Annotated in this window: 26 protein-coding genes; 7 read left to right on the top strand and 19 right to left on the bottom strand. The window is 73.6% G+C overall.

Translation table 11 applies throughout. The features are described 5' to 3' along the window. Nucleotides 1-47: 47 nt before the first annotated feature. Genes ACFYT9_RS09265 through tsaB form a run of 4 tightly spaced genes read right to left on the bottom strand, consistent with a single transcriptional unit; the run spans nucleotide 48 to nucleotide 2,579 of the window. On the bottom strand, nucleotides 48-308 hold the full coding sequence (locus ACFYT9_RS09265) for a hypothetical protein (RefSeq protein WP_376599689.1): 261 nt from the start codon (nucleotides 306-308) through the stop codon (nucleotides 48-50). Next, nucleotides 305-1,420 carry a tRNA (adenosine(37)-N6)-threonylcarbamoyltransferase complex transferase subunit TsaD gene (tsaD, locus tag ACFYT9_RS09260; protein ID WP_389161944.1) on the bottom strand — a complete coding sequence of 372 codons (1,116 nt, stop codon included), beginning with the start codon at nucleotides 1,418-1,420 and terminating at the stop codon, nucleotides 305-307. The genes ACFYT9_RS09265 and tsaD overlap by 4 nt, the downstream gene beginning before the upstream one ends. Then, nucleotides 1,420-1,881, bottom strand: a complete 462-nt coding sequence (gene rimI, locus ACFYT9_RS09255; RefSeq protein WP_376599706.1) for a ribosomal protein S18-alanine N-acetyltransferase — start codon at nucleotides 1,879-1,881, stop codon at nucleotides 1,420-1,422. The genes tsaD and rimI overlap by 1 nt, the downstream gene beginning before the upstream one ends. Nucleotides 1,882-1,919: 38 nt before the next feature. Beyond that, nucleotides 1,920-2,579 (bottom strand): tRNA (adenosine(37)-N6)-threonylcarbamoyltransferase complex dimerization subunit type 1 TsaB, encoded by a 660-nt coding sequence (gene tsaB / locus ACFYT9_RS09250; RefSeq protein ID WP_376599685.1) that lies wholly within the window; start codon nucleotides 2,577-2,579, stop codon nucleotides 1,920-1,922. Nucleotides 2,580-2,700: 121 nt separating this feature from the next. On the opposite strand from tsaB, the gene ACFYT9_RS09245 reads away from it, so the two are divergent. Further along, nucleotides 2,701-3,267: a hypothetical protein gene (locus ACFYT9_RS09245; RefSeq protein ID WP_387271327.1), complete on the top strand. Its 567-nt coding sequence runs from the start codon at nucleotides 2,701-2,703 to the stop codon at nucleotides 3,265-3,267. Nucleotides 3,268-3,373: 106 nt separating this feature from the next. On the opposite strand, the gene ACFYT9_RS09240 is transcribed toward ACFYT9_RS09245, so the two are convergent. The 5 genes from ACFYT9_RS09240 to ACFYT9_RS09220 all read right to left on the bottom strand — a co-directional run bounded on the left by ACFYT9_RS09240 (nucleotide 3,374) and on the right by ACFYT9_RS09220 (nucleotide 8,038). Next, nucleotides 3,374-3,544, bottom strand: a complete 171-nt coding sequence (locus ACFYT9_RS09240; protein ID WP_376599681.1) for a hypothetical protein — start codon at nucleotides 3,542-3,544, stop codon at nucleotides 3,374-3,376. A 111-nt stretch (nucleotides 3,545-3,655) separates the two neighbouring features. Beyond that, nucleotides 3,656-4,156, bottom strand: a complete 501-nt coding sequence (gene tsaE / locus ACFYT9_RS09235) for a tRNA (adenosine(37)-N6)-threonylcarbamoyltransferase complex ATPase subunit type 1 TsaE (protein ID WP_387271329.1) — start codon at nucleotides 4,154-4,156, stop codon at nucleotides 3,656-3,658. A 10-nt stretch (nucleotides 4,157-4,166) separates the two neighbouring features. Then, on the bottom strand, nucleotides 4,167-5,327 hold the full coding sequence (locus ACFYT9_RS09230) for an alpha/beta fold hydrolase (protein WP_389161940.1): 1,161 nt from the start codon (nucleotides 5,325-5,327) through the stop codon (nucleotides 4,167-4,169). A 6-nt stretch (nucleotides 5,328-5,333) separates the two neighbouring features. Then, entirely contained in the window at nucleotides 5,334-6,485 is a 1,152-nt protein-coding gene (alr, locus tag ACFYT9_RS09225; protein ID WP_389161939.1) for an alanine racemase, read from the bottom strand. Nucleotides 6,486-6,586: 101 nt separating this feature from the next. Beyond that, on the bottom strand, nucleotides 6,587-8,038 hold the full coding sequence (locus ACFYT9_RS09220) for an NAD(P)H-hydrate dehydratase (RefSeq protein ID WP_389161937.1): 1,452 nt from the start codon (nucleotides 8,036-8,038) through the stop codon (nucleotides 6,587-6,589). Nucleotides 8,039-8,263: 225 nt separating this feature from the next. Here ACFYT9_RS09220 and ACFYT9_RS09215 point away from each other — a divergent pair, with 225 nt between their 5' ends. Continuing rightward, nucleotides 8,264-8,833: a hypothetical protein gene (locus ACFYT9_RS09215; RefSeq protein WP_389162112.1), complete on the top strand. Its 570-nt coding sequence runs from the start codon at nucleotides 8,264-8,266 to the stop codon at nucleotides 8,831-8,833. Further along, complete coding sequence (locus tag ACFYT9_RS09210) at nucleotides 8,830-10,368, top strand: hypothetical protein (RefSeq protein ID WP_389161935.1); 1,539 nt, start codon at nucleotides 8,830-8,832, stop codon at nucleotides 10,366-10,368. The genes ACFYT9_RS09215 and ACFYT9_RS09210 overlap by 4 nt, the downstream gene beginning before the upstream one ends. A gap of 120 nt (nucleotides 10,369-10,488) precedes the next feature. On the opposite strand, the gene ACFYT9_RS09205 is transcribed toward ACFYT9_RS09210, so the two are convergent. Both ACFYT9_RS09205 and glmS read right to left on the bottom strand, forming a co-directional pair. After that, nucleotides 10,489-10,857 (bottom strand): holo-ACP synthase, encoded by a 369-nt coding sequence (locus tag ACFYT9_RS09205; RefSeq protein WP_387271340.1) that lies wholly within the window; start codon nucleotides 10,855-10,857, stop codon nucleotides 10,489-10,491. Nucleotides 10,858-10,865: 8 nt separating this feature from the next. Then, nucleotides 10,866-12,713 (bottom strand): glutamine--fructose-6-phosphate transaminase (isomerizing), encoded by a 1,848-nt coding sequence (glmS, locus tag ACFYT9_RS09200; protein WP_376604643.1) that lies wholly within the window; start codon nucleotides 12,711-12,713, stop codon nucleotides 10,866-10,868. Nucleotides 12,714-12,843: 130 nt separating this feature from the next. Here glmS and coaA point away from each other — a divergent pair, with 130 nt between their 5' ends. Continuing rightward, a complete protein-coding gene (coaA, locus tag ACFYT9_RS09195) occupies nucleotides 12,844-13,851 on the top strand; it encodes a type I pantothenate kinase (protein WP_376604645.1) in 1,008 nt (335 codons plus the stop codon). 18 nt (nucleotides 13,852-13,869) lie between these two features. Beyond that, nucleotides 13,870-14,820 carry a DUF389 domain-containing protein gene (locus ACFYT9_RS09190; RefSeq protein ID WP_376604647.1) on the top strand — a complete coding sequence of 317 codons (951 nt, stop codon included), beginning with the start codon at nucleotides 13,870-13,872 and terminating at the stop codon, nucleotides 14,818-14,820. A gap of 70 nt (nucleotides 14,821-14,890) precedes the next feature. Here ACFYT9_RS09190 and glmM read toward each other — a convergent pair whose 3' ends face one another. The 4 genes from glmM to ACFYT9_RS09170 all read right to left on the bottom strand — a co-directional run bounded on the left by glmM (nucleotide 14,891) and on the right by ACFYT9_RS09170 (nucleotide 17,980). Continuing rightward, nucleotides 14,891-16,249, bottom strand: a complete 1,359-nt coding sequence (glmM, locus tag ACFYT9_RS09185) for a phosphoglucosamine mutase (RefSeq protein WP_387271345.1) — start codon at nucleotides 16,247-16,249, stop codon at nucleotides 14,891-14,893. Nucleotides 16,250-16,378: 129 nt separating this feature from the next. Then, nucleotides 16,379-16,891 carry a 30S ribosomal protein S9 gene (rpsI, locus tag ACFYT9_RS09180; protein WP_030494273.1) on the bottom strand — a complete coding sequence of 171 codons (513 nt, stop codon included), beginning with the start codon at nucleotides 16,889-16,891 and terminating at the stop codon, nucleotides 16,379-16,381. A gap of 44 nt (nucleotides 16,892-16,935) precedes the next feature. Further along, the gene (rplM, locus tag ACFYT9_RS09175; protein ID WP_376605401.1) at nucleotides 16,936-17,379 is read right to left on the bottom strand and encodes a 50S ribosomal protein L13; all 444 of its coding nucleotides are present in this window, start codon (nucleotides 17,377-17,379) and stop codon (nucleotides 16,936-16,938) included. 205 nt (nucleotides 17,380-17,584) lie between these two features. Then, complete coding sequence (locus ACFYT9_RS09170) at nucleotides 17,585-17,980, bottom strand: winged helix-turn-helix transcriptional regulator (protein ID WP_389161932.1); 396 nt, start codon at nucleotides 17,978-17,980, stop codon at nucleotides 17,585-17,587. A 120-nt stretch (nucleotides 17,981-18,100) separates the two neighbouring features. On the opposite strand from ACFYT9_RS09170, the gene ACFYT9_RS09165 reads away from it, so the two are divergent. Further along, complete coding sequence (locus tag ACFYT9_RS09165; protein WP_389161931.1) at nucleotides 18,101-19,039, top strand: NADP-dependent oxidoreductase; 939 nt, start codon at nucleotides 18,101-18,103, stop codon at nucleotides 19,037-19,039. A gap of 73 nt (nucleotides 19,040-19,112) precedes the next feature. Here the strand turns inward: ACFYT9_RS09165 and ACFYT9_RS09160 are convergent, their stop codons facing one another. Continuing rightward, nucleotides 19,113-20,735, bottom strand: coding sequence for an ABC-F family ATP-binding cassette domain-containing protein (locus ACFYT9_RS09160; RefSeq protein ID WP_376602560.1), 1,623 nt, complete (start codon nucleotides 20,733-20,735; stop codon nucleotides 19,113-19,115). Between the two features lie 56 nt (nucleotides 20,736-20,791). On the opposite strand from ACFYT9_RS09160, the gene ACFYT9_RS09155 reads away from it, so the two are divergent. Further along, entirely contained in the window at nucleotides 20,792-21,892 is a 1,101-nt protein-coding gene (locus ACFYT9_RS09155) for a hypothetical protein (RefSeq protein WP_389161929.1), read from the top strand. A gap of 12 nt (nucleotides 21,893-21,904) precedes the next feature. Here ACFYT9_RS09155 and truA read toward each other — a convergent pair whose 3' ends face one another. The 3 genes from truA to ACFYT9_RS09140 form a co-directional block, all read right to left on the bottom strand. After that, a complete protein-coding gene (gene truA / locus ACFYT9_RS09150) occupies nucleotides 21,905-22,759 on the bottom strand; it encodes a tRNA pseudouridine(38-40) synthase TruA (protein ID WP_389161927.1) in 855 nt (284 codons plus the stop codon). A gap of 82 nt (nucleotides 22,760-22,841) precedes the next feature. Continuing rightward, complete coding sequence (gene rplQ, locus ACFYT9_RS09145) at nucleotides 22,842-23,312, bottom strand: 50S ribosomal protein L17 (protein WP_359162191.1); 471 nt, start codon at nucleotides 23,310-23,312, stop codon at nucleotides 22,842-22,844. A gap of 168 nt (nucleotides 23,313-23,480) precedes the next feature. Next, entirely contained in the window at nucleotides 23,481-24,503 is a 1,023-nt protein-coding gene (locus ACFYT9_RS09140) for a DNA-directed RNA polymerase subunit alpha (protein ID WP_004946635.1), read from the bottom strand. Nucleotides 24,504-24,540: the final 37 nt, after the last annotated feature.

The following is a 24,540-nucleotide window of genomic DNA, read 5'->3' as shown; positions in this document are numbered from 1 at the left end:
ATCGGCGATTCGACCGAACGGATCGGCTGTCCGACCGAACGGACCGGCTATTCGACCGATTCGAAGCGCCAGCGGTGGACCGGCCGGGTGATCAGCTCCGCGTCCGGCTCGGGCAGCTCGGGCAGTTCGGCGTCCAGGGTGTCCGCCTCCCACCAGGTGAGGACGAGGACCCGGTCCTGGGGCGCCCGGAAGACCTCCCGGCGCAGCGGCTCGCGCGCCAGGACCCGGGCCCGGGCCCGCGCCCACTCCAGGAGCTCGGGGCCCCGGCCCTGCACGGCCCGGGCCTCCCACATGAGCGTGACCCTCACGAGTACAGGTTCTCCTTGCTGATCTCGTGCACGTGGTCGTGGTCGTGGTCGTGCGCGTGGGCGTGGGCGCCGGGCACGTGCGGGTCCGTCACCGGCAGCGAGGAGTCCGCCGACAGCTCCAGGTCGGAGGCGGCGCGGTTGCGGGCGACCATCTCGGCGCCGAGCGCGGCGACCATCGCGCCGTTGTCGGTGCACAGGCCCGGCCGGGGCACCCGGAGCCGGATCCCGGCCCGCCCGCAGCGCTCCTCGGCGAGGGCGCGGAGCCGCGAGTTGGCGGCGACTCCGCCGCCGATCATCAGGTGGTCGACGCCCTCGTCCTTGCAGGCCCGGACGGCCTTGCGGGTGAGGACGTCGACGACGGCCTCCTGGAAGGAGGCGGCCACGTCCCGGACCGGCACCTCCTCGCCGGCCGCCCGCTTGGCCTCGATCCAGCGGGCCACGGCGGTCTTCAGGCCGGAGAAGGAGAAGTCGTACGCCGGGTCCCTGGAGCCGCTCAGGCCGCGCGGGAACGCGATGGCGGCCGGGTCGCCCTCCTTGGCGAGCCGGTCGATGACGGGGCCGCCGGGGAAGCCCAGGTCGAGGACGCGGGCGATCTTGTCGAAGGCCTCGCCGGCGGCGTCGTCGATGGTGGCGCCCAGCGGCCGCACGTCGGAGGTGATGTCGGCGGAGAGCAGCAGCGAGGAGTGCCCGCCGGAGACCAGGAGGGCCATCGTCGGCTCGGGCAGCTTGCCGTGCTCCAGCTGGTCGACGCAGATGTGCGAGGCCAGGTGGTTGACGCCGTAGAGGGGCTTGCCCAGCGCGTAGGCGTACGCCTTGGCGGCGGAGACGCCGACGAGCAGCGCGCCCGCGAGGCCGGGGCCCGCGGTGACCGCGATGCCGTCGAGGTCCTTCGCGGAGACGCCGGCGGTCTTCAGGGCCCGCTCGATCGTCGGGACCATCGCCTCCAGGTGGGCCCGGGAGGCGATCTCGGGCACGACGCCGCCGAAGCGGGCGTGGGTGTCGACGCTGGAGGCGACGGCGTCGGCGAGCAGGGTGGTGCCGTGGACGACGCCGACGCCGGTCTCGTCGCAGGAGGTCTCGATGCCGAGGACCAGCGGTTCGTCAGCAGCCATCAGATCTCAGTCCCTGTTCCTTGAACGGTGAGTCGCATCACGAGCGCGTCGATGTTGCCCGGCTGGTAGTAGCCGCGGCGGAAGCCGATGGGCTCGAAGCCGAAGCGCTCGTACAGCTTCTGCGCCCGGGTGTTGTCCACGCGCACTTCGAGCAGGACCTCGTCGCACTCGAAGGCCGTGGCGTGCTGGAGGAGGTCGGTGAGGAGCCGGGCGCCGAGCCCGGTGCCCCACTGCCCGCGGGCGACGGCGATGGTCTGGACGTCCCCGAGCCCGCCGGCCGCGGCGAGGCCCGCGTAGCCGGCCAGCTCCCCGGCGGCGGTCTCCGCGACCACGTACCGCCGGGTGGCCCGGGGCCCGCGCGCGTGCGCCAGCTCGGACCAGAACATCCCCTCCGACCAGGCGTCCTCGGGGAAGAGGTCCGCCTCCAGGGCGAGCACCTCCGGCAGGTCCCACCAGCGCATCTCGCGCAGGACGGCACCGCCGGTCGCCGCTTCCCCGCTCACTGGGGGGTGACCACCTTGTAGTTCTTCGGCACCTGCGCGTCGGGGCGCCGCAGGTACATCGGCTGCGGGTCGAGGAAGCCCTCGCCGCCCGCCGCGAGGCGCTCGGCCGCGAGGGCGGCGAGCGCGGCGGCGGACTGGTGCTCGGGGCCGCGGGCGTCGGGGAAGGCGTCGGGGTAGAGCAGGGCGCCCGCGCCGACGACCGGCAGTCCGGCGAGCTCGGCGGCGATGTCGGCGGGCCGGTCGACGGAGGCGTCGGTGACGCGGGTGCGGGCGTCGTCGTACCGCGCCCAGTAGACCTCCTTGCGGCGGGCGTCCGTCGCCACGGCGAAGGGCCCTTCGAGGCCGGAGGCGTAGGCGAGGCCGTCGAGGGTGCACAGGCCGTGCACGGGCACCCCGCCGAGGGCGGAGGAGAAGGCGGCGGCGGTGACGAGCCCGACCCGGAGGCCGGTGTAGGGGCCCGGGCCGACCCCGACCACGATGCCGGTCACCGCGTCGAGCGCGGTCCCGGCCTCTTCGAGGACCCGGTCGACGGCGGGGAGCAGCAGCTCCCCGTGGCGGCGGGCGTCGACGGAGGTCGACTCGGCGACGACGGCCGTGCCGTCGTGGAGGGCGACGGTGACGGCGGGGGTGGCGGTATCCATGGCGAGCAACAGCACGCGAACAGCCTACGGCGCCACGAGCGGGCGATGCGGCGCGCGGCCCTCCGGGGGCCCGGCTGCTACCGTCGGGCCGGACAGCTCGTCAGGCTCGGCACGTACGTACGAAGAGGTGGAGACGGTGGCAAGGAGCAGCTCGGGATTTGTGGCCGGGCTCACCGCGGCGGCCGTCGCCGTGGTCGCCTTCCTCGCCTACCAGGCGTCGGCGAGCGTGCCGGCCGACCTCGCGGAGCCCTCGCGGACGCCGAGCGCGGTCGCCCCGTCGGCGTCGGCGTCGGCCGGGGCGAAGAAGCCCGCGAAGAACCCGCTGGCGGTGCCGGCGGCCTCGGGCACGGGCGAGCGGGTGGTGTACGCGCTGAAGGACCGCCGGGTGTGGCTGGTCGACGGGAAGAACAAGGCGATCCGCACCTTCGTGGTGGCGCCGAGCTCGGTGAGCCCGGAGCCGGGCGCGTACGCGGTGACCTCGCGGTCGGGTTCGGTGACCGGCTCGGACGGGGTGCAGATCGAGCACGTGGTCCGCTTCGCGACCGTGCAGGACGTGACCGTCGGCTTCAGCGCGGCGCTGGACGGCTCGATGCCGTCGCCGGACCCGGCGAGGAAGACCGGCGGCATCCGGATGAAGCGGGCCGACGGCGACGCGATGTGGACCTTCGCGACGGTCGGCTCGAAGGTCGTCGTCGTCGCCTGACGCGGGACGCGGGGACGCGCCGCTCTCGGCACCCCTAGGGGCTGCTGAAGCCCCCTCGGGACCCCGGAGGGTCACCCCGGCGCCCGTCGCGCCACCCCCGTAAGGGTTACGCGGCCTCGTCCCTCAGGTCCCGTTCCGGCTCGTCCTCCGAGGGCGCGTGCTCACGCGCCGGCGGGGTCGATACGGCGCTGGCCGCGGCGCAGGCTGCCAGCAGCTCGCTCATCGAGACGCGCTCCTCGGCGGTGCGGTCGTCGCGCTCCGGCATCTGCGTCGCCATGCATGCCTCCCGTAGGTTAGGTAGACCTAACCAGCTCGTGCATCCATGTGACCACGGCACCGAGCGGCGGCGCAACATTTTCCCGACATGCTGTCGGAACCTACGTGGCCGTCACAGCACCGCGAGGTCCTCACCGGCCCACCGTCCGCCGACCCCGCGCAGCACGACCGTGCGCCGGTCGTCGTCGGTGTCGCCGGTGACCCGGTGGATGAGCACGTGCAGCCGGTCGTCGGTCAGCTCCTCGACCTTCCCGTCGCCCCACTCCACGACCACCACGGACTCGGGCAGCGAGACGTCGAGGTCCAGGTCCTCCATCTCGTCCAGACCGCCGCCGAGCCGGTAGGCGTCGACGTGCACCAGGGAGGGACCGCCGACGAGCGACGGGTGGACGCGGGCGATGACGAAGGTCGGCGAGGTGACCGCGCCGCGCACGCCCAGGCCCTCGCCGAGGCCGCGGGTCATCGTGGTCTTCCCGGCGCCCAGCTCGCCGGTGAGCATGACGAGGTCGCCGGGGCGGAGGATCTTCGCGAGCCGGCGGCCGAGCTCCTGCATCCGCTCGGGGGAGTCGACGGAGAGGGTGGCGCCGGAGACGGGCGGGTGCGCTGCTTCCATACCCGCCAACCTATCCGTTCCCGGGGCCCTCCCCCGAGTCCGCCGGAACGGCCCCGGCCCTGGCCAGGAGGGCGAGGAGCGCGCCGGTGACCGCCTCCGGGCGCTCCAGCATCACCAGATGGCCGGCGTCGGGGACGACGACCAGCTCGGCGCCGGGCAGCTCGGCGGCGATGGCCTCGGTGTGCGAGGCGGGGGTGACGAGGTCCTGGTCCCCGGCGAGGGCCAGCACCGGCAGGTCGCGGAAGCCAGCGAGGGCGAGCCGCTTGTCGTGCGCGGCGAAGGCCGGATAGAACTCGGCGACCACGTCCACGGGGGTCGCCTCGATCATCCGCTCGGCGAAGCGGACGACGGCCGGGTCGACGTCCTCGGAGGCGAAGGAGTACTTCTTCACCAGCCCGGCGAAGAGGTCGGCGGTGGCCCGGCGGCCCTTCTCGACCAGCTCCGCCTGGGAGCCGAGGGCCCGCAGCACCCCCGGCAGGACCCGGCGGACCGCGTTGACGCCGGCGAGCGGCAGCCCGTACGAGACCTCCTCCAGGCGGCCCGCGGAGGTGCCGACCAGGGCGACGCCGACCACCCGGTCCCGGATCAGCTCGGGGTACCGCTCCGCGAGCGCCATCACCGTCATGCCGCCCATCGAGTGCCCGACGAGGACGAGCGGTCCCTCGGGCGCGGCGGCGTCGATGACGGCCCGCAGGTCGCGGCCGAGCCGGTCGATGGTGACGGGCACCCCGTCGGCTCCCGTCTGGGAGGCGCCGCGGGCGGAGCGGCCGTGCCCGCGCTGGTCCCAGAAGACGGTCCGCACCCGGCCCCGGAGGGCGGCGCGCTGGTAGTGCCAGGAGTCCTGGGCGAGGCAGAAGCCGTGACAGAAGACGACGGTGACGACCGGGCCGGCGGTCTCGCCGGTCTCGCCGGTCTCGTCCACCTCGTCCAGCTCGTCCAGCTCGTACGCGAGGGCGGTGCCGTCGTCCGCGAGGGCGCGGCCCGCGGTGCCGCGGAGGGTGCCGTACGGGCCGGTGGCGTCCAGGGCGAGCCGGGCCTTCTGGCGCACCGAGCGGCCCACCGTCAGGCGTTCGATCGCGACTCCGGCCGCCGCACCGGCGGCCAGCACGCCTATCGCCGCGCCGGCGAACCCCGCGCGGCGCCAGCCGCTCCCCCCGGTCCCCTCCCCCATGGCGGGCTACTCCCCCACGTAGACGCGCGGCACGCGGGCGCCGATCCGGGTGACGATCTCGTACGCGATGGTGTCGGCGGCCTCCGCCCAGTCCTGGGCCGTCGGCTCGCCGTGCTCGCCGGAGCCGAAGAGGACGGCCTCGGTGCCGGGCGCGGGCCGTTCGCCGCCGAGGTCCACCACGAACTGGTCCATGGCGACCCGCCCGGCGACCGTGCGGACCGTGCCGTCGACCAGGACGGGGCCGCGGCCGGAGGCGTGCCGGGGGACGCCGTCGGCGTAGCCCACCGGGATCAGGCCGAGGGTGGTCTCGCCGCCGGTGACGTAGTGGTGCCCGTAGGAGACGCCGTGGCCGGCCGGGACCTCCTTCACCAGGGCGACGCTCGCCTTCAGCGACATCACCGGGCGCAGGCCGAGCTCGGCGGAGGTGCCCAGCTCGGGCGCGGGCGAGACGCCGTACATCGCGATGCCGGGCCGGACCAGGTCGAAGTGGGCCTCGGGCAGGGTGAGCGTGGCGGGCGAGTTGGCGATGTGCCGGACCTCGGGCTCGACGCCGGCCTTCTCGGCGTAGTCGAGCATCGAGCGGAAGACGTCGAGCTGGGCGGTGATCGAGGGGTGGCCCGGTTCGTCCGCGCACGCGAAGTGGGACCAGAGCCCCGTCACCTTGACCAGGCCCTCCTGCTCGGCCTTCAGCGCCTCGGTGACGAGCGCGGGCCAGTCGGCGGGCTGGCAGCCGTTGCGGCCGAGGCCGGTGTCGGCCTTGAGCTGGATACGGGCCGTGCCGCCGGTGCGGCGGGCGGCGGCGGTCACCTCGTCGAGGGCCCACCGGCCGCTGACCGCGATGTCGAGACCGGCCTCGACGCCGGCGTCCCACGGATCGCCGGGGGTCCACAGCCAGCACAGCACGGGCACGTCGGTGATCCCGGCGGCGCGCAGCGCCAGCGCCTCCTGCGGGGTGGCCGTGCCGAGCCACGCGGCGCCCGCGTCGAGGGCGGCGCGGGCACAGCGCTCGGCGCCGTGTCCGTACGCGTCGGCCTTGACCACGGCCATGACCCGGACGTGGGGCGCGACGCGGGCGCGCAGCGCGCGGACGTTGGCGCGCAGCGCCCCGAGGTCGATCTCGGCGCGGGCTCGGCTGGGCGGCGGTGCTGTCTCAGTCATCGCGCCCAGTCTCTCAGGTGGCCGGAGTCCCGGCGGCGCGCCCCGGCTGTCGACCCGGTCACCCGTCACCGGGAGCCGTGGCCGGCCGGAGGCGCGGCGGGTCAGGGTTCCCTGACGTCCCGCCAGGCGGCGCGGAGCGTGTCGGCGACCTCGGTCGCGGTGATCGGGCCGGTGCCGTCGGCGGCGCGGCGGGCCGCGAGGCCGTGCAGGTAAGCGGCGCAGGAGGCGGCGTCGACGGGGCCGAGTCCGCCGGCGAGGAGGGAGCCGGCCAGTCCGGAGAGGACGTCGCCGGAGCCGGCGGTGGCGAGCCAGGGGGTGCCGGTCGGGTTGACCCGCACGGGGCCGGTGCCGCCCGGGCCGCAGACCAGGGTGGTCGAGCCCTTGAGGAGGACGGTGGCGCCGTAGCGGACGGCGAGCTCGCGGACGGCGGCGAGCCGGCCGGCCTCCACGGCCGCCCGGTCGGTGCCGAGCAGGGCGGCGGCCTCGCCGGCGTGCGGGGTGAGCAGGGTGGGCGCGGCGCGCTCGCGCACGGCGTCGGGGTCGAGGGCGCGCAGGCCGTCCGCGTCGACGAGGACGGGGACGTCGGAGTCGAGGACCTCCGCGACGGCGACCTCCGTGCCGGGGCCGTCGCCGAGGCCGGGTCCGACGACCCACGCCTGGACGCGGCCGGCCTTGTCCGGCGGGCCCGAGTGCACCAGCGTCTCCGGGTGGGCGGCGATCACCGCCTCGCGGGCGGGGCCCACGTACCGGACGGCCCCGGCGCCACCGCGCAGGGCGCCCGCGACGGCGAGGACGGCGGCGCCGGGGTAGCGGGCGGAGCCGGCGACGACGCCGAGGACGCCGCGCCGGTACTTGTCGCTCTCCGCGCCGGGCGCCGGCAGCAGCCGGGCCACGTCCTCGTGCTGGAGGGCCTCCAGGGCGGGCACGGAGGGGAGGGTGGCGGCGAGCCCGATGTCCACCAGCCGCAGCGCGCCGGCGTACTCCCGGGCGGGGTCGACGAGCAGTCCCGGCTTGTACGTGCCGAAGGTGACGGTGGCGTCGGCGCGCAGGGCCTCGCCCGCGACCTCGCCGGTGTCGGCGTCGACGCCGCTGGGCAGGTCGACGGCGACGACGACCGCGTCGGAGCCGCGCGCGGCGCGGGCGACGGGCACGGCCTCGGGGCGCAGTCCGCCGCGCCCGCCGATGCCGGTGATGCCGTCGAGGACGAGGTCGGCGGCGGCCAGCGCCTCGTACGGGTCCTCGGTGACGTGCCCGCCGGCCGCCCGGAGCGCGGCGAGTCCGGCGCCGTGGGCGCGGGCGCCGAGCAGCACGGCGGTGACGCCGGCGCCGCGCCGGGCGAGCCGGGCGCCGGCGTAGAGGGCGTCGCCGCCGTTGTCGCCGCTGCCGACGAGGAGGACGACCCGGGATCCGTACACCCGGCCCTTGCCGAGCAGGGAGCAGCAGGCGGCGGCGAGTCCGGCGGCGGCCCGCTGCATCAGCGCGCCTTGGGGCAGGCGGGCCATCAGCTCGGTCTCGGCGGCCCGGACGGTCTCCACGTGGTGAGCGGTACGCATGGTCAGCAGTCTGCCGCAGGTGCGGGCCGCCCGCCGGGAAGGACCGGACGGGGCTCGGGCCGCCCGCCGGGAAGGGCCGGACGGGGCGGCCCCCGAGGCTCCCGGGGAGGGGCCGGGCGAGAAAGGGTCCCAAGAGGCGGCCGAAAAGCGACGGTTGACGCCCCGTCGACGATCAACTTAGGTTTGCCTTACCTAACCAACCTGCCCTGGAAGGCCGGCTTCGCCATGCGTACCCGCACCCGCACCGCCCTCACCTCCGCCCTCGCCCTCGCCTCCGCGAGCGCCCTCACCCTCGGGCTCGCCTCCTCCGCCTCGGCCGCCACCGCCGGCCGCACGGTCACCGACGGCACCCGCAGCTACACCCTCTCCCTGACCGCCCCGAACACCGCCGCGGGCACCGGCACCAACGTCACCGTCACCGGCTCCGGCTACAACCCCGACCAGGGCGTCTACGTCGGCCTCTGCGCCATACCGGCGGGCGTGAACACGGCCGATCCCTCCACCTGGAACAGCAAGCCCACCCCCTGCCTCGGCGGCCAGGACGAGACCGGCACCACCGGCGCCTCCCACTGGGTGAACAGCGACTGGTACTGGATGTCCCCGTCCAACTCCTCCCCGTTCACCGAGTCCGGCGGCCTCGGCTCCTTCTCCGTCCAGATCTACGTCAAGGCCCAGCTCTCCTCCACCGTCACCTGCGGCCAGGGCGGCGTGACCTGCGCGATCGTCACCCGCGCCGACCACTTCGACAGCTCCGACCGCAAGTACGACGTCTACGTCCCGGTGACCTTCTCGTGAGAACAGCCCTTCTGACGGCCGCCGCCGCGCTCGCCCTCGCGGGCGGGGCGGCGGCCCCCGGCCCGGCCGGACCGCACCACGAGACGCTCCGCACGATCACGCCGCCCGCCGGGGCCGCCCTGGACGCCGAGGTCGACCCTGCCGCCGACCGGCTCTACGTCAGCAGCAGCGACGGCGGCTCCCACCACCTCACCGTGTACGACACGGCGACCGGCGCCGCCGTCGGCGACCCGGTGCCGCTGCCCGCCCCGGCGACCGTGCTCGCGCTCGGCGCGGGCGGCACGCTCCACCTCGGCCTCTCCACCCGGATCGCCGTCTTCGACCCGGCGACCCGCACCCTCACCGACGACCGGATCCCGGTCACCGGCAGCGTCACCCTCCTCGCCGCCGACCCGGGCCAGGGGCGGCTGTACGTCGGCAACCAGGCCGCGAAATCGGTGACCGTGTACGACACGGCCACCGGCGCGCCCGTCGGCGACCCCGTCGTCCTGCCCTTCCACCCGGCCGGACTCGCCGTGGACACCACCCGGCACACCGGGTACGCCACCTATGTCGGCGGCGCCGTCGAGAACGGCTCGGTCGTCTACAGGAACGTGCTCAACGCGGTCGACGGCGCCACCGGCCGCCTCACCGGCAGCGTCAGCCTCGGCTCCACCGCCCTCGGCTCCATGGGCGTCACCGTCGACCCGACCACCCGCACCGGCTACGTGGCCAACCTGGCCGCCGGCACGGTCTCGGTCGTGGACCTCGCCGCCGAGTCGGTCACCGGCACGCTCCCGGTCCCCGGCAACCCGAAGGCGCTCGCGTACGACCCCGGCACCGCCACTCTCTACGCGGCGCAGACCGGCAGCTCGTCGGTGGCCGTCGTCGACCCGGCGAAGGGCGAGGTCACCGAGACGATCGCGACCGGCGAACGCCCGGCGGCCCTCGCCCTGGACCCCGAGGACCACACGGTCTACACGGTGGCGGGCGGGGCGGTCACCCAGACGACCCGGAGGACCCCGGAACCGACCCCTACACCCACGGGCGAGCCGACCCCCACGCCCACCGGCGAACCGACCGGCGAGCCCACGGGCGAACCCACCGGGGAGCCCACCGGCACCGCCTCCCCCACCCCGACCGGCACCCCGGAACCGACCCCGACGGACACCCCGACGGGCACCCCCACAGGAACCGCCTCCCCGACCACGACGGCGACCGCGACCACTGAGCCGGATCCGGACGACACGGGCACCGGCACCGCCGCCCCCGGCCCGACGACAGGCACAGGCACGAGCACCGGCACCGGCACCGGTTCCGGCTCGGGCGGCGGCTCAGGCACCGCCTCGGGCGGCGCCTCGGGCGACGGCGGCTCCCTCCAGGCGACCGGCTCCGACCCGGTCGCCACCGGCTCGGCCGGCGGCTCGGCGCTCGCCTCCACCGGCGGCCGCGCCCTCACCCTCACCCTCGCGGCCGGCGCCTTCGCGGCCCTCGGCGGTACCGCCGTCGCCGTGGCCCGGCGCCGGCAGCGCACCGAGGAGGGAGCCGCTCTGTAGAGACCCCGGAGACCCCGCGCGCGGCACTCGCAACCACCGCCGGCCCTGGCAGCCGCGCGCGGCACGGAACGGGGCCCGGTACCGCCTCCCCGCGGCCGGGCCCCGCTCTCCGTCCACCCGTCACCCCTCGGCGATCACCACCGCCGACGCGACCCCGGCGTCATGGCTCAGCGACAGGTGCCAGTGCTCCACGCCCAGCTCCGCCGCCCGGGCCGCCACCGTGCCCCGCACCCGCAGCCGGGGCCTGCCGGTGGACTCGACGTACACCTCGGCGTCCGTCCAGAGCAGATTGCCCGGCGCCCCGAGCGCCTTCGCCAGCGCCTCCTTGGCCGCGAAGCGCGCCGCGAGGGAGGCGGGACCGCGCCGCTCCCCGCTCGGCAGCATCAGCTCGTCGCGGACGAAGAGCCGGTCGAGCAGCCCCGGCGTCCGCTCCAGCGACGCGGCGAACCGGTCGATCTCCGCCACGTCGATCCCCACCCCGATGATCATCTCTTCACTCACTCCACCGTCACGGACTTGGCCAGGTTGCGCGGCTGGTCCACCTCGTTGCCCCGCGCGGTGGCCAGCTCGCAGGCGAAGACCTGGAGCGGCACCGTCGAGACGAGCGGCTGGAGCAGCGTGGGCGTGGCGGGGATCCGGACGAGGTGGTCGGCGAAGGGGACGACGGCCTCGTCGCCCTCCTCCGCGATCACGATCGTCCGGGCGCCACGGGCCCGGATCTCCTGGATGTTGGAGACGATCTTGTCGTGGAGGACCGAGCGGCCCTTCGGCGAGGGCACCACGACGACGACCGGCAGGTCCTCCTCGATCAGGGCGATCGGCCCGTGCTTCAGCTCGCCGGCCGCGAAGCCCTCGGCGTGCATGTACGCCAGCTCCTTCAGCTTCAGCGCGCCCTCCAGGGCGACCGGGTAGCCGACGTGCCGGCCGAGGAAGAGGATCGTGTCCTTGTGCGCGAGGGAGCGGGCGAGGGCCCGTACCGGCTCCATCGTCTCCAGCACCCGCTCGACCTCCTCGCCGATCCTGGCGAGCTCGCGGACGACGGCCCGGATCTCGTCGCCCCACTTGGTGCCGCGCACCTGGCCCAGGTAGAGGGCGAGCAGGTAGCAGGCGACGAGCTGGGTGAGGAAGGCCTTCGTGGACGCGACCGCGACCTCGGGCCCGGCGTGCGTGTAGAGCACGGCGTCGGACTCGCGCGGGATGGTGGAGCCGTTGGTGTTGCAGACGGCGAGGACCTTGGCGCCCTGCTCGCGGGCGTGCCGGAGCGCCATCAGCGTGTCCATGGTCTCGCCGGACTGCGAGATCGCGATCACCAGCGTCCGCTGCCCCAGGATCGGGTCGCGGTAGCGGAACTCGCTGGCCAGCTCCACCTCGCACGGGATCCGGGTCCAGTGCTCGATGGCGTACTTGGCGATGAGCCCGGCATGGAAGGCGGTGCCGCAGGCGACGATGACGATCTTGTCCGCCTCGCGGAGCACCGCGTCGGGGATCCGCACCTCGTCGAGGGTGAGCCGCCCGGAGGCGTCGATCCGGCCGAGGAGGGTGTCGGCGACCGCCTTCGGCTGCTCGGCGATCTCCTTGAGCATGAAGTGGTCGTAGCCGCCCTTCTCGGCGGCGGAGGCGTCCCAGTCGACGTGGAAGGCGCGCACCTCGGCGGGCGCGCCGTCGAAGTCGGTGACGGTGACGCCGTCCCGGGTGAGCTCGACGACCTGGTCCTGGCCCAGCTCGATCGCGGACCGGGTGTGGGCGATGAAGGCCGAGACGTCGGAGGCGAGGAAGTTCTCCCCCTCGCCGACGCCGACGACGAGCGGCGAGTTGCGGCGGGCGCCGACGACGACGTCCGGCTGGTCGGCGTGGACGGCGACCAGGGTGAAGGCCCCGTCGAGCCGGCGGCAGACCAGCCGCATGGACTCGGCGAGGTCGCCCACCGAGGAGAACTCCTCCGCCAGCAGATGGGCGACGACCTCGGTGTCGGTCTCGGAGAGCAGGGTGTGGCCGCGCCCGGTGAGCTCCTCGCGCAGGGCGGCGAAGTTCTCGATGATCCCGTTGTGGACGACGGCGACCCGGCCCGCGTTGTCGAGGTGCGGATGGGCGTTGGCGTCGGTGGGGCCGCCGTGGGTGGCCCACCGGGTGTGCCCGATGCCGACGGAGCCGCCGGCCAGCGGCCGTTCGACGAGCTCCTTCTCCAGATTGACGAGCTTGCCCGCCTTCTTCGCGGCGGCGAGCCCGCCGTCCGCGAGCACGGCGACCCCGGCCGAGTCGTACCCCCGGTACTCCAGCCGCTTCAGCCCCGCGACGACCACATCAAGCGCCGACTGCCCGCCGACGTATCCCACGATTCCGCACATGGCGGCAGCCTACGGCCGAACCGGGCGCCCGTCCCGGACCCCGCACGGAGTCGGGGCCGCCGCCGTCAACCACGCGGCACGTGACCCACCCCACGGCCCACGGCGCGCGGGAAGCCGGGACAATGGCGGGGTGATCACTTCGCCGCCACGAAGCGCCAACGGCAACGGTGCCGGGAACGGCGGGCCCCGCAGGGCCGCCGAGCCGACGCCGTACGTCGACCTCACCCGCGCCGAGTGGAGCGCCCTGCGCGACAAGACCCCGCTCCCCCTCACCGCCGACGAGGTCGAGCGGCTCCAGGGCCTCGGGGACGTCATCGACCTCGACGAGGTCCGGGACGTCTACCTGCCCCTCTCCCGGCTGCTCAACCTGTACGTGCAGGCCACCAGCGGGCTGCGGGGGGCGCTGAACACCTTCCTCGGGGAGAGGGCCGAGCAGCGCGGCACGCCCTTCGTCATAGGGGTGGCCGGCTCGGTCGCGGTGGGCAAGTCGACGGTGGCCCGGCTCCTCCAGGCGCTGCTCGCCCGCTGGCCGGAGCACCCGCGGGTGGAGCGGATCACCACCGACGGCTTCCTCTATCCGATGGAGGAGCTGAAGGCGCGCGGGCTGATGTCCCGGAAGGGCTTCCCCGAGTCGTACGACCGGCGGGCGCTGACCAAGTTCGTCGCCGACGTGAAGGCCGGCAAGGACGAGGTCACCGCCCCGGTCTACTCGCACCTCATCTACGACCGGGTGCCCGGCGAGCAGCTGGTGGTGCGGCGCCCCGACATCCTGATCGTCGAGGGCCTCAACGTGCTCCAGCCGGCGCTGCCCGGCAAGGACGGGCGGACCCGGGTGGGCCTGGCGGACTACTTCGACTTCTCGGTGTACGTGGACGCGCGGCCGGAGGACATCGAGGGCTGGTACCTCAACCGCTTCCGCAAACTGCGGGAGACGGCGTTCCAGGACCCGTCGTCGTACTTCCGGCGGTGGACGCAGGTCTCCGAGGAGGAGGCCCTGGACTACGCCCGCACGATGTGGCGGACCGTCAACAGGGTGAACCTGCTGGAGAACGTGGCGCCGACGCGCGGCCGGGCGACGCTCGTCGTCCGCAAGGGCCCGGACCACAAGGTGCAGCGCCTGAGCCTGCGCAAGCTCTGACCTCCGTAAGCTCGGGGGATGTTGCATCTGCGGATGATCGTGCCCCCGGACCGCACGGACGCGGTCACGGAACTGATCGGGTCGACGGTGGGCACCACCCATCTGGTGGTGCTGCCGGGGGCGGCCCGGGACCCCGCGGGCGACGTGGTGATGTGCGACGTGGCCCGCGAGGCGGGGGACGAACTCCTGCACGGGCTGCGCGATCTGAAGCTGGATCAGGACGGTTCGATCGCGGTCGAGAACATCGACCTGTCGATGTCGGAGCGGGCGGACGCGGCCGAGGACGACGCTCCCGGCGAGGGCGCGGACGCGGTGATCTGGGAGCAGCTGGCGGAGGCCACCCACGAGGAGTCGACGCTCTCCGTCACGTACCTGTCGTTCATGCTGCTCGCGACGATGATCGCCGCCTGCGGTGTCGTCCTGGACAACGCGATCCTCATCGTGGGCGCGATGGCGGTGGGCCCGGAGTTCGGCCCGATCGCCGGGGTGTGCACGGCGATCGTGCAGCGGGCTCCGCGGCTGGCCGCCCGCGCGCTGATCGCGCTGCTGATCGGCTTCGTGGCGGCGATCGCGGTGACGACCTTGTTCAGCCTGCTCATGGACCGGCTGGACCTGTTCAGCCGGGAGATGCTGGACGGGGAGCGGCCGCAGACCGGCTTCATCTGGCAGCCCGACCCGTTCTCGCTGGTGGTGGCGCTGCTGGCGGGCGCGGCCGGCACGCTGTCGCTGACCTCGTCCAAGTCCGGCGCCCTGGTGGGCGTGGCGATCTCGGTGACGACGGTGCCGGCCGCCGCGAACGCGGCGGTGGCGCTCAGCTACGGCGAGGTCGGCCAGACGTGGGGGTCGATCGAGCAGCTGCTCCTCAACCTGGCGGCGCTCATGGTGTCGGGCACCGCGACGCTCGCCCTCCAGAAGAAGCTGTGGCAGACCCAGCGCGGCAAGCTGCGGCGCCGGCTGCGCAGGGGCTGAGCCGGTCCGTACGGGAAGGGGCCCCGCGCACCGGAGTGCGCGGGGCCCCTTCCCGTACCGATGGGGGCGGCTAGCCCAGCGCGGACTTCACGACGTCGGCGAGGCGCTGCGCGACCGAGCGGGCCTGCTCGATGTCGGCGGCCTCGACCATCACGCGGACCAGCGGCTCGGTGCCGGAGGAGCGGAGCAGCACGCGGCCGGTGGTGCCCAGTTCGCGCTCGGCGTCGGCGACGGCGGCGGCGAGTTCACCGGACGTGGTGACGCGGGACTTGTCGACGTCCTTGACGTTGATGAGGATCTGCGGCAGCCGCTCCATCACGGAGGCCAGCTCGGCGAGGGACTTGCCGGTGGCGGCGACCCGGGCGGCCAGCATGAGGCCGGTGAGGGTGCCGTCGCCGGTGGTGGCGTGGTCGAGCACGATGACGTGCCCGGACTGCTCGCCGCCGAGGGCGTAGCCGTGCTCCTTCATGGACTCCAGGACGTAGCGGTCGCCGACCGCGGTCTGGACGAGGGTGAGGCCCTCGCGCTCCATGGCGAGCTTGAAGCCCAGGTTGGACATGACGGTGGCGACGACGGTCTCGCCGCGCAGCGTGCCGGCCTCGCGCATGGCGAGGGAGAGCACGGCGAGGATCTGGTCGCCGTCCACCTCCTCGCCGGTGTGGTCGACGGCGAGGCAGCGGTCGGCGTCGCCGTCGTGGGCGACGCCGAAGTCGGCGCCGTGCTCGATCACGGCGGCCTTGAGCAGCTCCAGGTGGGTGGAGCCGCAGCCGTCGTTGATGTTGAGGCCGTCGGGGGCGGCGCCGATGGTGACGACCTGGGCGCCGGCGCGGGTGAACGCCTCGGGGGAGACGCGGGCGGCGGCGCCGTGGGCCTCGTCGAGGACGATCTTCAGGCCGTCGAGGCGGTTGGGCAGCACGGTGAGGAGGTGGGAGACGTAGGTCTCGAAGCCCTCGTCGTAGTCGCGGACGCGGCCGACGCCGGCACCGGTCGGGCGGTCCCAGGGAGCGCCGGTGCGGTGCTCCTCGTAGACGGCCTCGATCTTGTCCTCCAGGTCGTCGGCCAGCTTGTGGCCGCCGCGGGCGAAGAACTTGATGCCGTTGTCGGGCATGGCGTTGTGGCTGGCGGAGAGCATCACGCCGAGGTCGGCGCCGAGGACACCGGTGAGGTGCGCGACGGCCGGGGTCGGCAGGACGCCGACGCGCAGGACGTCGACACCGGCGCTGGCGAGGCCGGCGACGACGGCCGCCTCCAGGAACTCTCCGGACGCGCGGGGGTCACGGCCGACCACGGCCGTCGGCCGATGGCCCTCGAAGGTCCCCGCCTCGGCGAGCACGTGCGCCGCCGCGACCGACAGGCCGAGCGCGAGCTCCGCCGTCAGGTCGGCGTTGGCGACGCCGCGTACGCCGTCGGTGCCGAAGAGTCGTCCCACAGCTGTCCTCCGAAAATGCGTGCCCAAAGGTGGAAAAAGTCCAGGGATGAAAAAGGTTAAGAAAAAACGTACGCCCCGACGGCACGCGCAGTGCGCCGGGGCGTACGTACAAGCAGTGCTGGCAGGCGATTAACGCTTGCTGTACTGCGGAGCCTTACGGGCCTTCTTGAGACCGGCCTTCTTCCGCTCGACCGCACGGTCGTCACGGGAGAGGAAGCCGGCCTTCTTCAGCGCCGGGCGGTTGTTCTCGACGTCGGCCTCGTTCAGGGCGCGGGCGACACCGAGACGCAGGGCGCCGGCCTGGCCGGAGACACCGCCACCCGCGATGCGGGCGATGACGTCGTAGCGGTTGTCGAGCTCGAGCACCTTGAAGGGCTCGTTGACTTCCTGCTGGTGCACCTTGTTGGGGAAGTAGTCCTCAAGGGTGCGACCGTTGATCTTCCACTTGCCGGTGCCCGGGACGATCCGGACGCGGGCGATGGCGTTCTTGCGACGGCCCAGGCCGGCGGCCGGCTGCGGGTCGCCGAAGCGGGAGGCCAGGGACTCGGAGGTGTAGTCACCCTCCACGACCTCGGTCTCGGTGGTGTACTCCTCGACGCCCTCGAACTCGTCGACGGGGGTCTCAGGGGTGGTCTCGGCCACGATGCTCCTCAGATTTCTTTCGTTCTTAGGGGGTGTGGCCGGAACTACTGCGCGACCTGGGTGATCTCGAACGGGACCGGCTGCTGGGCAGCGTGCGGGTGGTTCTCGCCCGCGTAGACCTTCAGCTTCGAGAGCATCTGACGGCCCAGGGTGTTCTTGGGGATCATGCCCTTGATGGCCTTCTCGACGGCCTTCTCGGGGTTCTTGTCCATCAGCTCGTCGTAGCGGACGGAGCGCAGACCACCCGGGTAGCCAGAGTGGCGGTAGGCCATCTTCTGGGTCTTCTTGTTGCCGGACAGGTGAACCTTGTCGGCGTTGATGATGATGACGAAGTCGCCCATGTCCATGTGGGGGGCGTAGACCGGCTTGTGCTTGCCTCGCAGGAGGTTCGCAGCCGTGGTCGCCAGACGGCCCAGGACGATGTCCTGCGCGTCGATGATGTGCCACTGGCGAGTGACATCGCCGGGCTTGGGGCTGTACGTACGCACTTCGTAGCCTTCGCTTCTTCAGTGGATGGAGTCCAGACACACCTGAAGCGATCATGCAGCTGGGGCCTGCACTGCCGGGACGCGATGCCCGTATGCGAGCCACTGGTAACTGCTCCAGGGAACCTGCGTAAGGGCCCCTCGCGTGAGAACGACGCGGCCTATACGCATAACAAACCTGAAGACTACCCGGGCCCCCCGCGGCGGGTCAAAACGCGTCGTACGCGGCCCGCGCCGCCGCCACCTCCCCCATGTGCCCGTCCGCCCACGCCTTCACCGCCGCCACCACCGGCAGCAGGGACGCGCCCAGCGGGGTCAGCGCGTAGTCGACCCGGACGGGGACGCAGGGGGTCACGGTGCGGGTCACGAGGCCGTCGCGCTCCAGCCCCCGCAGGGTCTGCGTGAGCATCTTCTGGCTGACGCCGGCGACCTTGCGGCTCAGTTCGGCGTAGCGGCGGGGGCCGTCCGCCAGGGCGTTCAGGACCAGGGTGACCCACTTGTCGGAGAGCCGGTCGAGGAGCTGCCGGGCGGGGCAGTCGGCGAGGTACGCGTCGTAGGCGCGGCGCGCCTCGGCGCGCTGCTCGGCGGCGGTGCGGGTGGGCATGGGCGCTCTCCCTCGGGTGCGGTACGCACTTCCAGGTGCCTGCTTCCCGACGGAGAGTAGCGCTCCCTAGGTTCGTGAGGAGCCTCACATCCGCCCGCCGTCCCGCGAAAGGCCCCTCCCATGCGCGCACTCGTCCTCGACTCCTTCGGCGGCCCGGAGGTCCTGCGGATCGCCGACGTCCCCGTCCCCGCCGCCGGCCCCGGGCGGGTGCGGGTGCGGGTCGAGGCCGCCACCGTCCACCCGGTGGACCTCGCCACCCGCGCCGGCGTCCTCGCCGAGGCCGGGGTGATGAGCGGCGGCGGCCGCCTCGGGCTCGGCTGGGACGTGGCCGGGGTGGTCGAGGAGACCGGCCCCGACGTCGCCCACGTGCGCCCTGGCGACCGGGTCATCGGCATGAACGACCGGCTCGACGTGCCCCTCGGCACCCAGGCCGAGCAGGTCGTCCTGGACGCCCACGCGGTGGTGCCCGCCCCGGCGGGGCTCGACCCGGTGGCCGCCGCGACCCTGCCGCTGGCCGGCCTGACCGCCCTCCAGGCCCTGGACGCCCTCGCGCTGACCGGCGGCGAGACGCTGCTGGTCACCGGAGCGGCCGGCGCGGTCGGCGGCTACGCGGTGCAGCTGGCCGCCGCGCGCGGCCTCCGGGTGGTGGCGACGGCCCGTGCCGCCGACGAGACGCCCGTACGGGAGCTGGGCGCCGCGCTCTTCGTGCCCGCGGGCGCGGGGCGCCTCGGCGAGGAGGTCCGCGCCCTGGTCCCCGGCGGCGTGGCCGCGGCGCTGGACGCCGCCGTCCTGGGCGCGGCGGCCCTGGACGCGGTCCGTACCGGCGGCGCCTTCGCCGCCCTGGTCGCCGGCGGCGCCCCGTACCCCCTGCGGGGCATCCGGGTCGCCCCGGTCTGGGTCCGCGCGGACCGCACCGGCCTGACCCGGCTGGCCTCGCTGGCCGAAGAGGGCGTCCTCACCCCGCGCGTCGCGGAGACCCTGCCCCTGGCGGAAGCGGCGAAGGCCCACCGCCGCCTGGCCGGGGGCGGCCTCCGCGGGCGCCTGGTCCTGGTCCCGTAGCGGCCCCGATCCCGCCCGGTCGGGTCCCGTAGGGGCCCCTACCGCACCCGATCGGGGCCCGCAAGGGGCACCCCTACCGCGCCCGGTCGACCCGCCGCTCGTCCCACACCGGCTCGGTCGACTCCCGCACGACGCCGTCCGAGCCGAAGACCAGGAAGCGGTCGAAGCTCTTCGCGAACCAGCGGTCGTGGGTGACGGCCAGGACCGTGCCCTCGTACGACTCCAGACCGTCCTGGAGGGCCTCCGCCGACTCCAGGTCCAGGTTGTCCGTCGGCTCGTCCAGGAGGAGCGCCGTGGTTCCGGCCAGCTCCAGGAGCAGGATCTGGAAGCGGGCCTGCTGGCCGCCGGAGAGCTTGTCGAAGGGCTGGTCGCCCTGCCGCTCCAGCTCGTACCGGCGCAGCATCGACATCGCCGCGCCCCGGTCCCTGGCGTGCTCGGTCCACAGGATGTCGACCAGCGGGCGCCCGGCGAGCTCGGGGTGCGCGTGGGTCTGGGCGAAGTGCCCGGGGACGACCCGCGCGCCCAGCTTCCACGTACCCGTGTGGGCCACCGACGGGTCACCGGCGAGGAGGCGCAGGAAGTGGGACTTGCCGGAGCCGTTCGAGCCCAGGACGCCGACCCGCTCCCCGTAGAAGATCTCCAGGGAGAAGGGCTTCATCAGACCGGTGAGCTCAAGGTTCTCGCAGGTCACGGCCCTGACGCCGGTGCGGCCGCCGCGCAGCCGCATCCGGATGTCCTGCTCGCGCGGCGGCTCCGGCGGCGGTCCGGCCTCCTCGTACTTCCGCAGCCGCGTCTGGGCGGCGGCGTACCGGGACGCCATCTCGTGGCTGACCGCGGCCGCCTGCCGCAGGGTGACGACCAGCTTCTTCAGCTGCGCGTGCTTCTCCTCCCAGCGCCGCTTCAGCTCCTCGAAGCGGGCGAACCGCTCGCGCCGCGCGTCGTGGAAGGTGTCGAAGCCGCCGCCGTGCACCCACACGTCGGATCCGGCCACCCCGGGCTCCACCGCGATGATCTTCTGCGCGGCCCGCGACAGCAGCTCCCGGTCGTGGGAGATGAAGAGCACGGTCTTGCGGGTCTCCCGCAGCCGCTCCTCCAGCCAGCGCTTGCCGGGCACGTCCAGGTAGTTGTCCGGCTCGTCGAGGAGCAGCACCTCGTCGCCGCCGCGCAGCAGCGACTCCAGGACGAGCCGCTTCTGCTCACCGCCGGAGAGCGTCCGCACCTGACGGAACTGCGCCTTGTCGTACGGCATGCCCAGCGCGGCCATGGTGCAGATGTCCCACAGCGTCTCCGCCTCGTACCCCTGCACCTCGGCCCAGTCGGAGAGCGCCTGCGCGTACTTCATCTGCGCGGCCTCGTCGTCGACGGTCATGATCAGGTGCTCGGCCTCGTCGACCGCCTTCGCCGCCTCCCGGATCCGCGGGTGCGCCACGGAGACGAGCAGGTCGCGGACGGTCGACTCGTCCCGTACGGAGCCGATGAACTGCGGCATCACGCCGAGCCCGCCGCTGACGGTGACGGAGCCGCCGTGCGGCTGGAGGTCTCCCGCGATCATCCGCAGCAAGGTGGTCTTGCCGGCGCCGTTGGCCCCGACGAGCGCGACGACGGCGCCCTCCCCCACCCGGAAGGAGGCGTCCCCGAGCAGGACCCTCCCGTCGGGAAGGTAGTACTCCAGATGCGCGGCCTCGACATGTCCCATGAGGTGCATTGTCACCGCCCGCGTCCGGTTCTCCCAAGCGGATTAGGATGCGCGGCATGAGCTTTGGGGGACCGCAGTGGCCACAGGAGCCGCAGCAGCAGGGGCAGCAGGGGAACGGGCAGCCCGGTTACGGCTACCCGCCCCCGCAGGGGAACGGGCAGTCCGGCTACGGCTACCCGCCCCCGCAGGGGAACGGGCAGCAGCAAGGGGGATACGGGTACCCCCCGCAGCAGGGGCCGCACGGGCAGCCGCAGCACGGGTACGGCTACCCGCCGCCGCAGGGGAACGGGCAGCAGCACGGGTACGGCTACCCGCCGCCGCAGGATCCCTTCGCGGGCGGCCAGGGCGGCGGCGACACCCCTGACTGGGGCGCCCTCGCGGACGCCTCGGCCGCGGGCGGCCGCCGCAAGCGCCGGCTGATGATCGCGGGCGGTGTCCTCGCGACCGTCGCCGTGGGCGCGATCGTCGCCACCGCCGTCGTGGCGACCAACAAGAAGAACGACGAGGCCAAGAACGGCGGACCGACCCCGACGGGCGCCGTCACCACGACGGACTCCCCCACCCCCGCCCCGACCTTCTCCTCCGTGGCCCCGCCGCCCCCGCCGGACCCGAAGGACTACATCACCGATCCGAAGAAGGACACGGCGCCGCTGACCGCCGAGGGGCTGTACCCCGGCTCGAAGCTCACCATGTTCGGCCGCCCCTACAAGAAGGGCGCGACCTCCGCGACGAAGAACTGCGCCTCGGTCACCACGGGCGGCCTCGGATCCGTCCTCCAGAAGAACGGCTGCGAGCGCGTCCTGCGCGCGACCTACGTCAAGGACGGCGTGGCGATCACGGTCGGCCTGGCCGTCTTCCCCTCGGAGAAGGCGGCGCTGGCCGCGAAGAAGCAGGCCACCGGCGGCATCGCGCCCCTCGCCGGCAAGGGCGTGACGAACTTCTGCCACGCCACCGTCTGCCTGCGCCGCGCCAACTCGGTCGGCCGCTACGCCTACTTCACCCAGGCCGGCTTCACGAGCGGCAAGAAGGTCACCACCGGGGACAAGCCCGTCTTCCAGGCCAGCGACGACCTCGGCACCTTCGTCTTCAACCAGATCTACGCCCGCGGCAAGAGCCAGGCGAAGGCGGCGGCCGCCTCCTCCGCCCCGCCGCGGTAGCGGCGCCCGGTCTCAGCAGCAGCCCGCGCCGGGGAGGGTCCGCTTGTTGCGGGCCTCGCGGCTGCGGGCGGCGAGCTGGTCGTCGGCGGGGTAGCCGACCTCTTCGAGGGTGAGGCCGTGGGGGCGGACGACGTGGACGGCGGAGTCCCGCACCCCGGCCGCCAGCACCTTCCCCGGCCACTCGACCGGCCGGTGCCCGTCGCCGACGAAGAGCAGCGCGCCGACGAGCGAGCGGACCATGTTGTGGCAGAAGGCGTCGGCCTTGACCGTGGCCTCCAGAATGCCGTCGGGCCGCCGCTCCCAGCGCAGTTCCTGGAGGGTGCGGATGGTGGTGGCGCCCTCGCGCTTCTTGCAGTAGGCGGCGAAGTCGTGCTCACCGATCAGCGCGGCCGCCGCCTCGTTCATGGCGTCCATGTCGAGCGTCCAGTCGTGCCAGAGCACATGGCCGCGCAGCAGCGGGTCGACCCCGCCGGGGTGGTCGGTGACCCGGTAGGCGTACCGGCGCCAGATCGCGGAGAAGCGGGCGTTGAAGCCCTCGGGGGCCTCGGCGACGCTCCACACCCGGACGTCGTGCGACAGCCGCCCCGCGAGCCGCCGCAGCAGCTTCTCGCGGTGCTCCCGCCACAGCTCCTCCGGCAGGTCCACGTGGGCGACCTGGCCGCGCGCGTGCACCCCGGCGTCGGTCCGGCCGGCGACGGTCAGCTCGAACGTCTCCGGGGACCGCGTCACGGTCTTCAGCGCGGACTCGATCTCGCCCTGCACGGTCCGCTGCCCGCGGGCCTGCTTGGCCCAGCCGGAGAAGTCCCGGCCGTCGTACGAAAGGTCCAGCCGCACCCGTACGAACCCGGGCTGCACGTCATCACTCACCAGAAGATCCTCTCAGACACACGGGAACGGGCCCGCACCCCAGGGGGTACGGGCCCGTCCGCGAGAAACGTCGGAAGAACGCTTACGCGTCCTTCGCCTCGCCCTCGGTCGCCTCGGCGGCGGGGGCCTCGTCGGCCTCCTTGACGGCGCGCTTGGTGGCGGCCTCGGCCTCGGCGACGGTCGCCTTCTTGGCGATCTCGCCCTCGACCAGCTCGATCACGGCCATCGGGGCGTTGTCGCCACGACGGTTGCCGATCTTGGTGATGCGGGTGTAGCCACCCGGACGCTCCGAGTAGCGCGGGGCGATCTCGGTGAAGAGGGTGTGGACGATGCCCTTGTCGGTGATCGTCTGCAGCACCAGGCGACGGTTGTGGATGTCGCCCTTCTTCGCCTTGGTGATCAGGCGCTCGGCGACGGGACGCAGACGGCGGGCCTTGGCCTCGGTCGTCGTGATGCGGCCGTGCTCGAACAGCGACTTCGCCAGGTTGGCGAGCAGCAGCTTCTCGTGAGCGGCGGAACCGCCGAGGCGGGCACCCTTCGCGGGACGCGGCATGGTGTTTCTCCTTGTGATCTGCACCGGCCGTATGAGGTACCGGTGTCAGTGTCCGAGCGGGCGGTCACCCGTCGGAGACCGGGGCAGGGCCCCGGAAGGGGTGCGGGGAACTGCGCGACCAGCCACGGTCCACCCGCACCCGAGTACGGACCCGAAGGGCCCGAGCTCTTAGTACTGCTCGGTCTCGACGAAGCCCGCGTCCGCGTCGTCGTCGGCGCCGAAGGCGTCCGCGGCGGCGGTCGGGTCGAATCCGGGCGGGCTGTCCTTGAGCGCGAGGCCCATGCCGGCCAGCTTCGCCTTGACCTCGTCGATCGACTTCGCACCGAAGTTGCGGATGTCGAGCAGGTCGGCCTCGGAACGCGCCACGAGCTCACCCACGGAGTGGATGCCCTCGCGCTTGAGGCAGTTGTAGGAGCGGACGGTGAGCTCCAGCTCCTCGATCGGCAGCGCGAGGTCGGCGGCCAGGGCGGCGTCCGTGGGGGACGGGCCCATGTCGATGCCCTCGGCGTCGATGTTCAGCTCGCGGGCGAGACCGAACAGCTCGACCAGGGTCTTGCCGGCGGACGCCATGGCGTCGCGCGGGCGCATGGCCTGCTTGGTCTCGACGTCGACGATGAGCTTGTCGAAGTCGGTGCGCTGCTCGACTCGGGTCGCCTCGACCTTGTAGGTGACCTTGAGAACCGGCGAGTAGATGGAGTCGACCGGAATACGGCCGATCTCCTGGCCCACCTGCTTGTTCTGGACGGCGGAGACGTAGCCGCGACCGCGCTCGACGGTCAGCTCCATCTCCAGCTTGCCCTTGGCGTTCAGGGTCGCCAGGACGAGGTCGGGGTTGTGCACCTCGACACCGGCCGGGGGCGCGATGTCGGCGGCGGTGACCAGACCCGGGCCCTGCTTGCGCAGGTACATCACGACCGGCTCGTCGTGCTCCGAGGAGACGACCAGCTGCTTGATGTTGAGGATGAGGTCGGTGACGTCCTCCTTGACGCCCGGCACGGTGGTGAACTCGTGCAGGACACCGTCGATGCGGATGCTGGTGACAGCGGCACCCGGGATCGAGGAGAGGAGGGTACGGCGGAGGCTGTTGCCGAGGGTGTAACCGAAGCCCGGCTCCAGCGGCTCGATCACGAACCGGGAGCGGAACTCGTCGACGACCTCTTCGGTCAGCGACGGACGCTGAGCGATAAGCATGTGTGTTCCTTCAGTCGTGGACGCCCACTATTTGACG

Source organism: Streptomyces sp. NPDC004435 (genome assembly GCF_042873895.1).
Taxonomy (GTDB): Bacteria; Actinomycetota; Actinomycetes; order Streptomycetales; family Streptomycetaceae; genus Streptomyces.
This window is presented reverse-complemented; position numbering and strand designations above follow the sequence as displayed.

What these genes read in the sequence shown, in the direction of transcription:
- tsaD (WP_389161944.1), bottom strand. Translation starts at nt 1,420, where the DNA reads ATGGCTGCTGACGAACCGCTGGTCCTCGGCATCGAGACCTCCTGCGAC.
- rimI (WP_376599706.1), bottom strand. Translation starts at nt 1,881, where the DNA reads ATGCGCTGGTGGGACCTGCCGGAGGTGCTCGCCCTGGAGGCGGACCTC.
- ACFYT9_RS09240 (WP_376599681.1), bottom strand. Translation starts at nt 3,544, where the DNA reads ATGGCGACGCAGATGCCGGAGCGCGACGACCGCACCGCCGAGGAGCGC.
- tsaE (WP_387271329.1), bottom strand. Translation starts at nt 4,156, where the DNA reads ATGGAAGCAGCGCACCCGCCCGTCTCCGGCGCCACCCTCTCCGTCGAC.
- ACFYT9_RS09230 (WP_389161940.1), bottom strand. Translation starts at nt 5,327, where the DNA reads ATGGGGGAGGGGACCGGGGGGAGCGGCTGGCGCCGCGCGGGGTTCGCC.
- alr (WP_389161939.1), bottom strand. Translation starts at nt 6,485, where the DNA reads ATGACTGAGACAGCACCGCCGCCCAGCCGAGCCCGCGCCGAGATCGAC.
- ACFYT9_RS09220 (WP_389161937.1), bottom strand. Translation starts at nt 8,038, where the DNA reads ATGCGTACCGCTCACCACGTGGAGACCGTCCGGGCCGCCGAGACCGAG.
- ACFYT9_RS09215 (WP_389162112.1), top strand. Translation starts at nt 8,264, where the DNA reads ATGCGTACCCGCACCCGCACCGCCCTCACCTCCGCCCTCGCCCTCGCC.
- ACFYT9_RS09205 (WP_387271340.1), bottom strand. Translation starts at nt 10,857, where the DNA reads ATGATCATCGGGGTGGGGATCGACGTGGCGGAGATCGACCGGTTCGCC.
- glmS (WP_376604643.1), bottom strand. Translation starts at nt 12,713, where the DNA reads ATGTGCGGAATCGTGGGATACGTCGGCGGGCAGTCGGCGCTTGATGTG.
- ACFYT9_RS09190 (WP_376604647.1), top strand. Translation starts at nt 13,870, where the DNA reads ATGTTGCATCTGCGGATGATCGTGCCCCCGGACCGCACGGACGCGGTC.
- ACFYT9_RS09170 (WP_389161932.1), bottom strand. Translation starts at nt 17,980, where the DNA reads ATGCCCACCCGCACCGCCGCCGAGCAGCGCGCCGAGGCGCGCCGCGCC.
- ACFYT9_RS09165 (WP_389161931.1), top strand. Translation starts at nt 18,101, where the DNA reads ATGCGCGCACTCGTCCTCGACTCCTTCGGCGGCCCGGAGGTCCTGCGG.
- ACFYT9_RS09160 (WP_376602560.1), bottom strand. Translation starts at nt 20,735, where the DNA reads ATGGGACATGTCGAGGCCGCGCATCTGGAGTACTACCTTCCCGACGGG.
- ACFYT9_RS09155 (WP_389161929.1), top strand. Translation starts at nt 20,792, where the DNA reads ATGAGCTTTGGGGGACCGCAGTGGCCACAGGAGCCGCAGCAGCAGGGG.
- rplQ (WP_359162191.1), bottom strand. Translation starts at nt 23,312, where the DNA reads ATGCCGCGTCCCGCGAAGGGTGCCCGCCTCGGCGGTTCCGCCGCTCAC.
- ACFYT9_RS09140 (WP_004946635.1), bottom strand. Translation starts at nt 24,503, where the DNA reads ATGCTTATCGCTCAGCGTCCGTCGCTGACCGAAGAGGTCGTCGACGAG.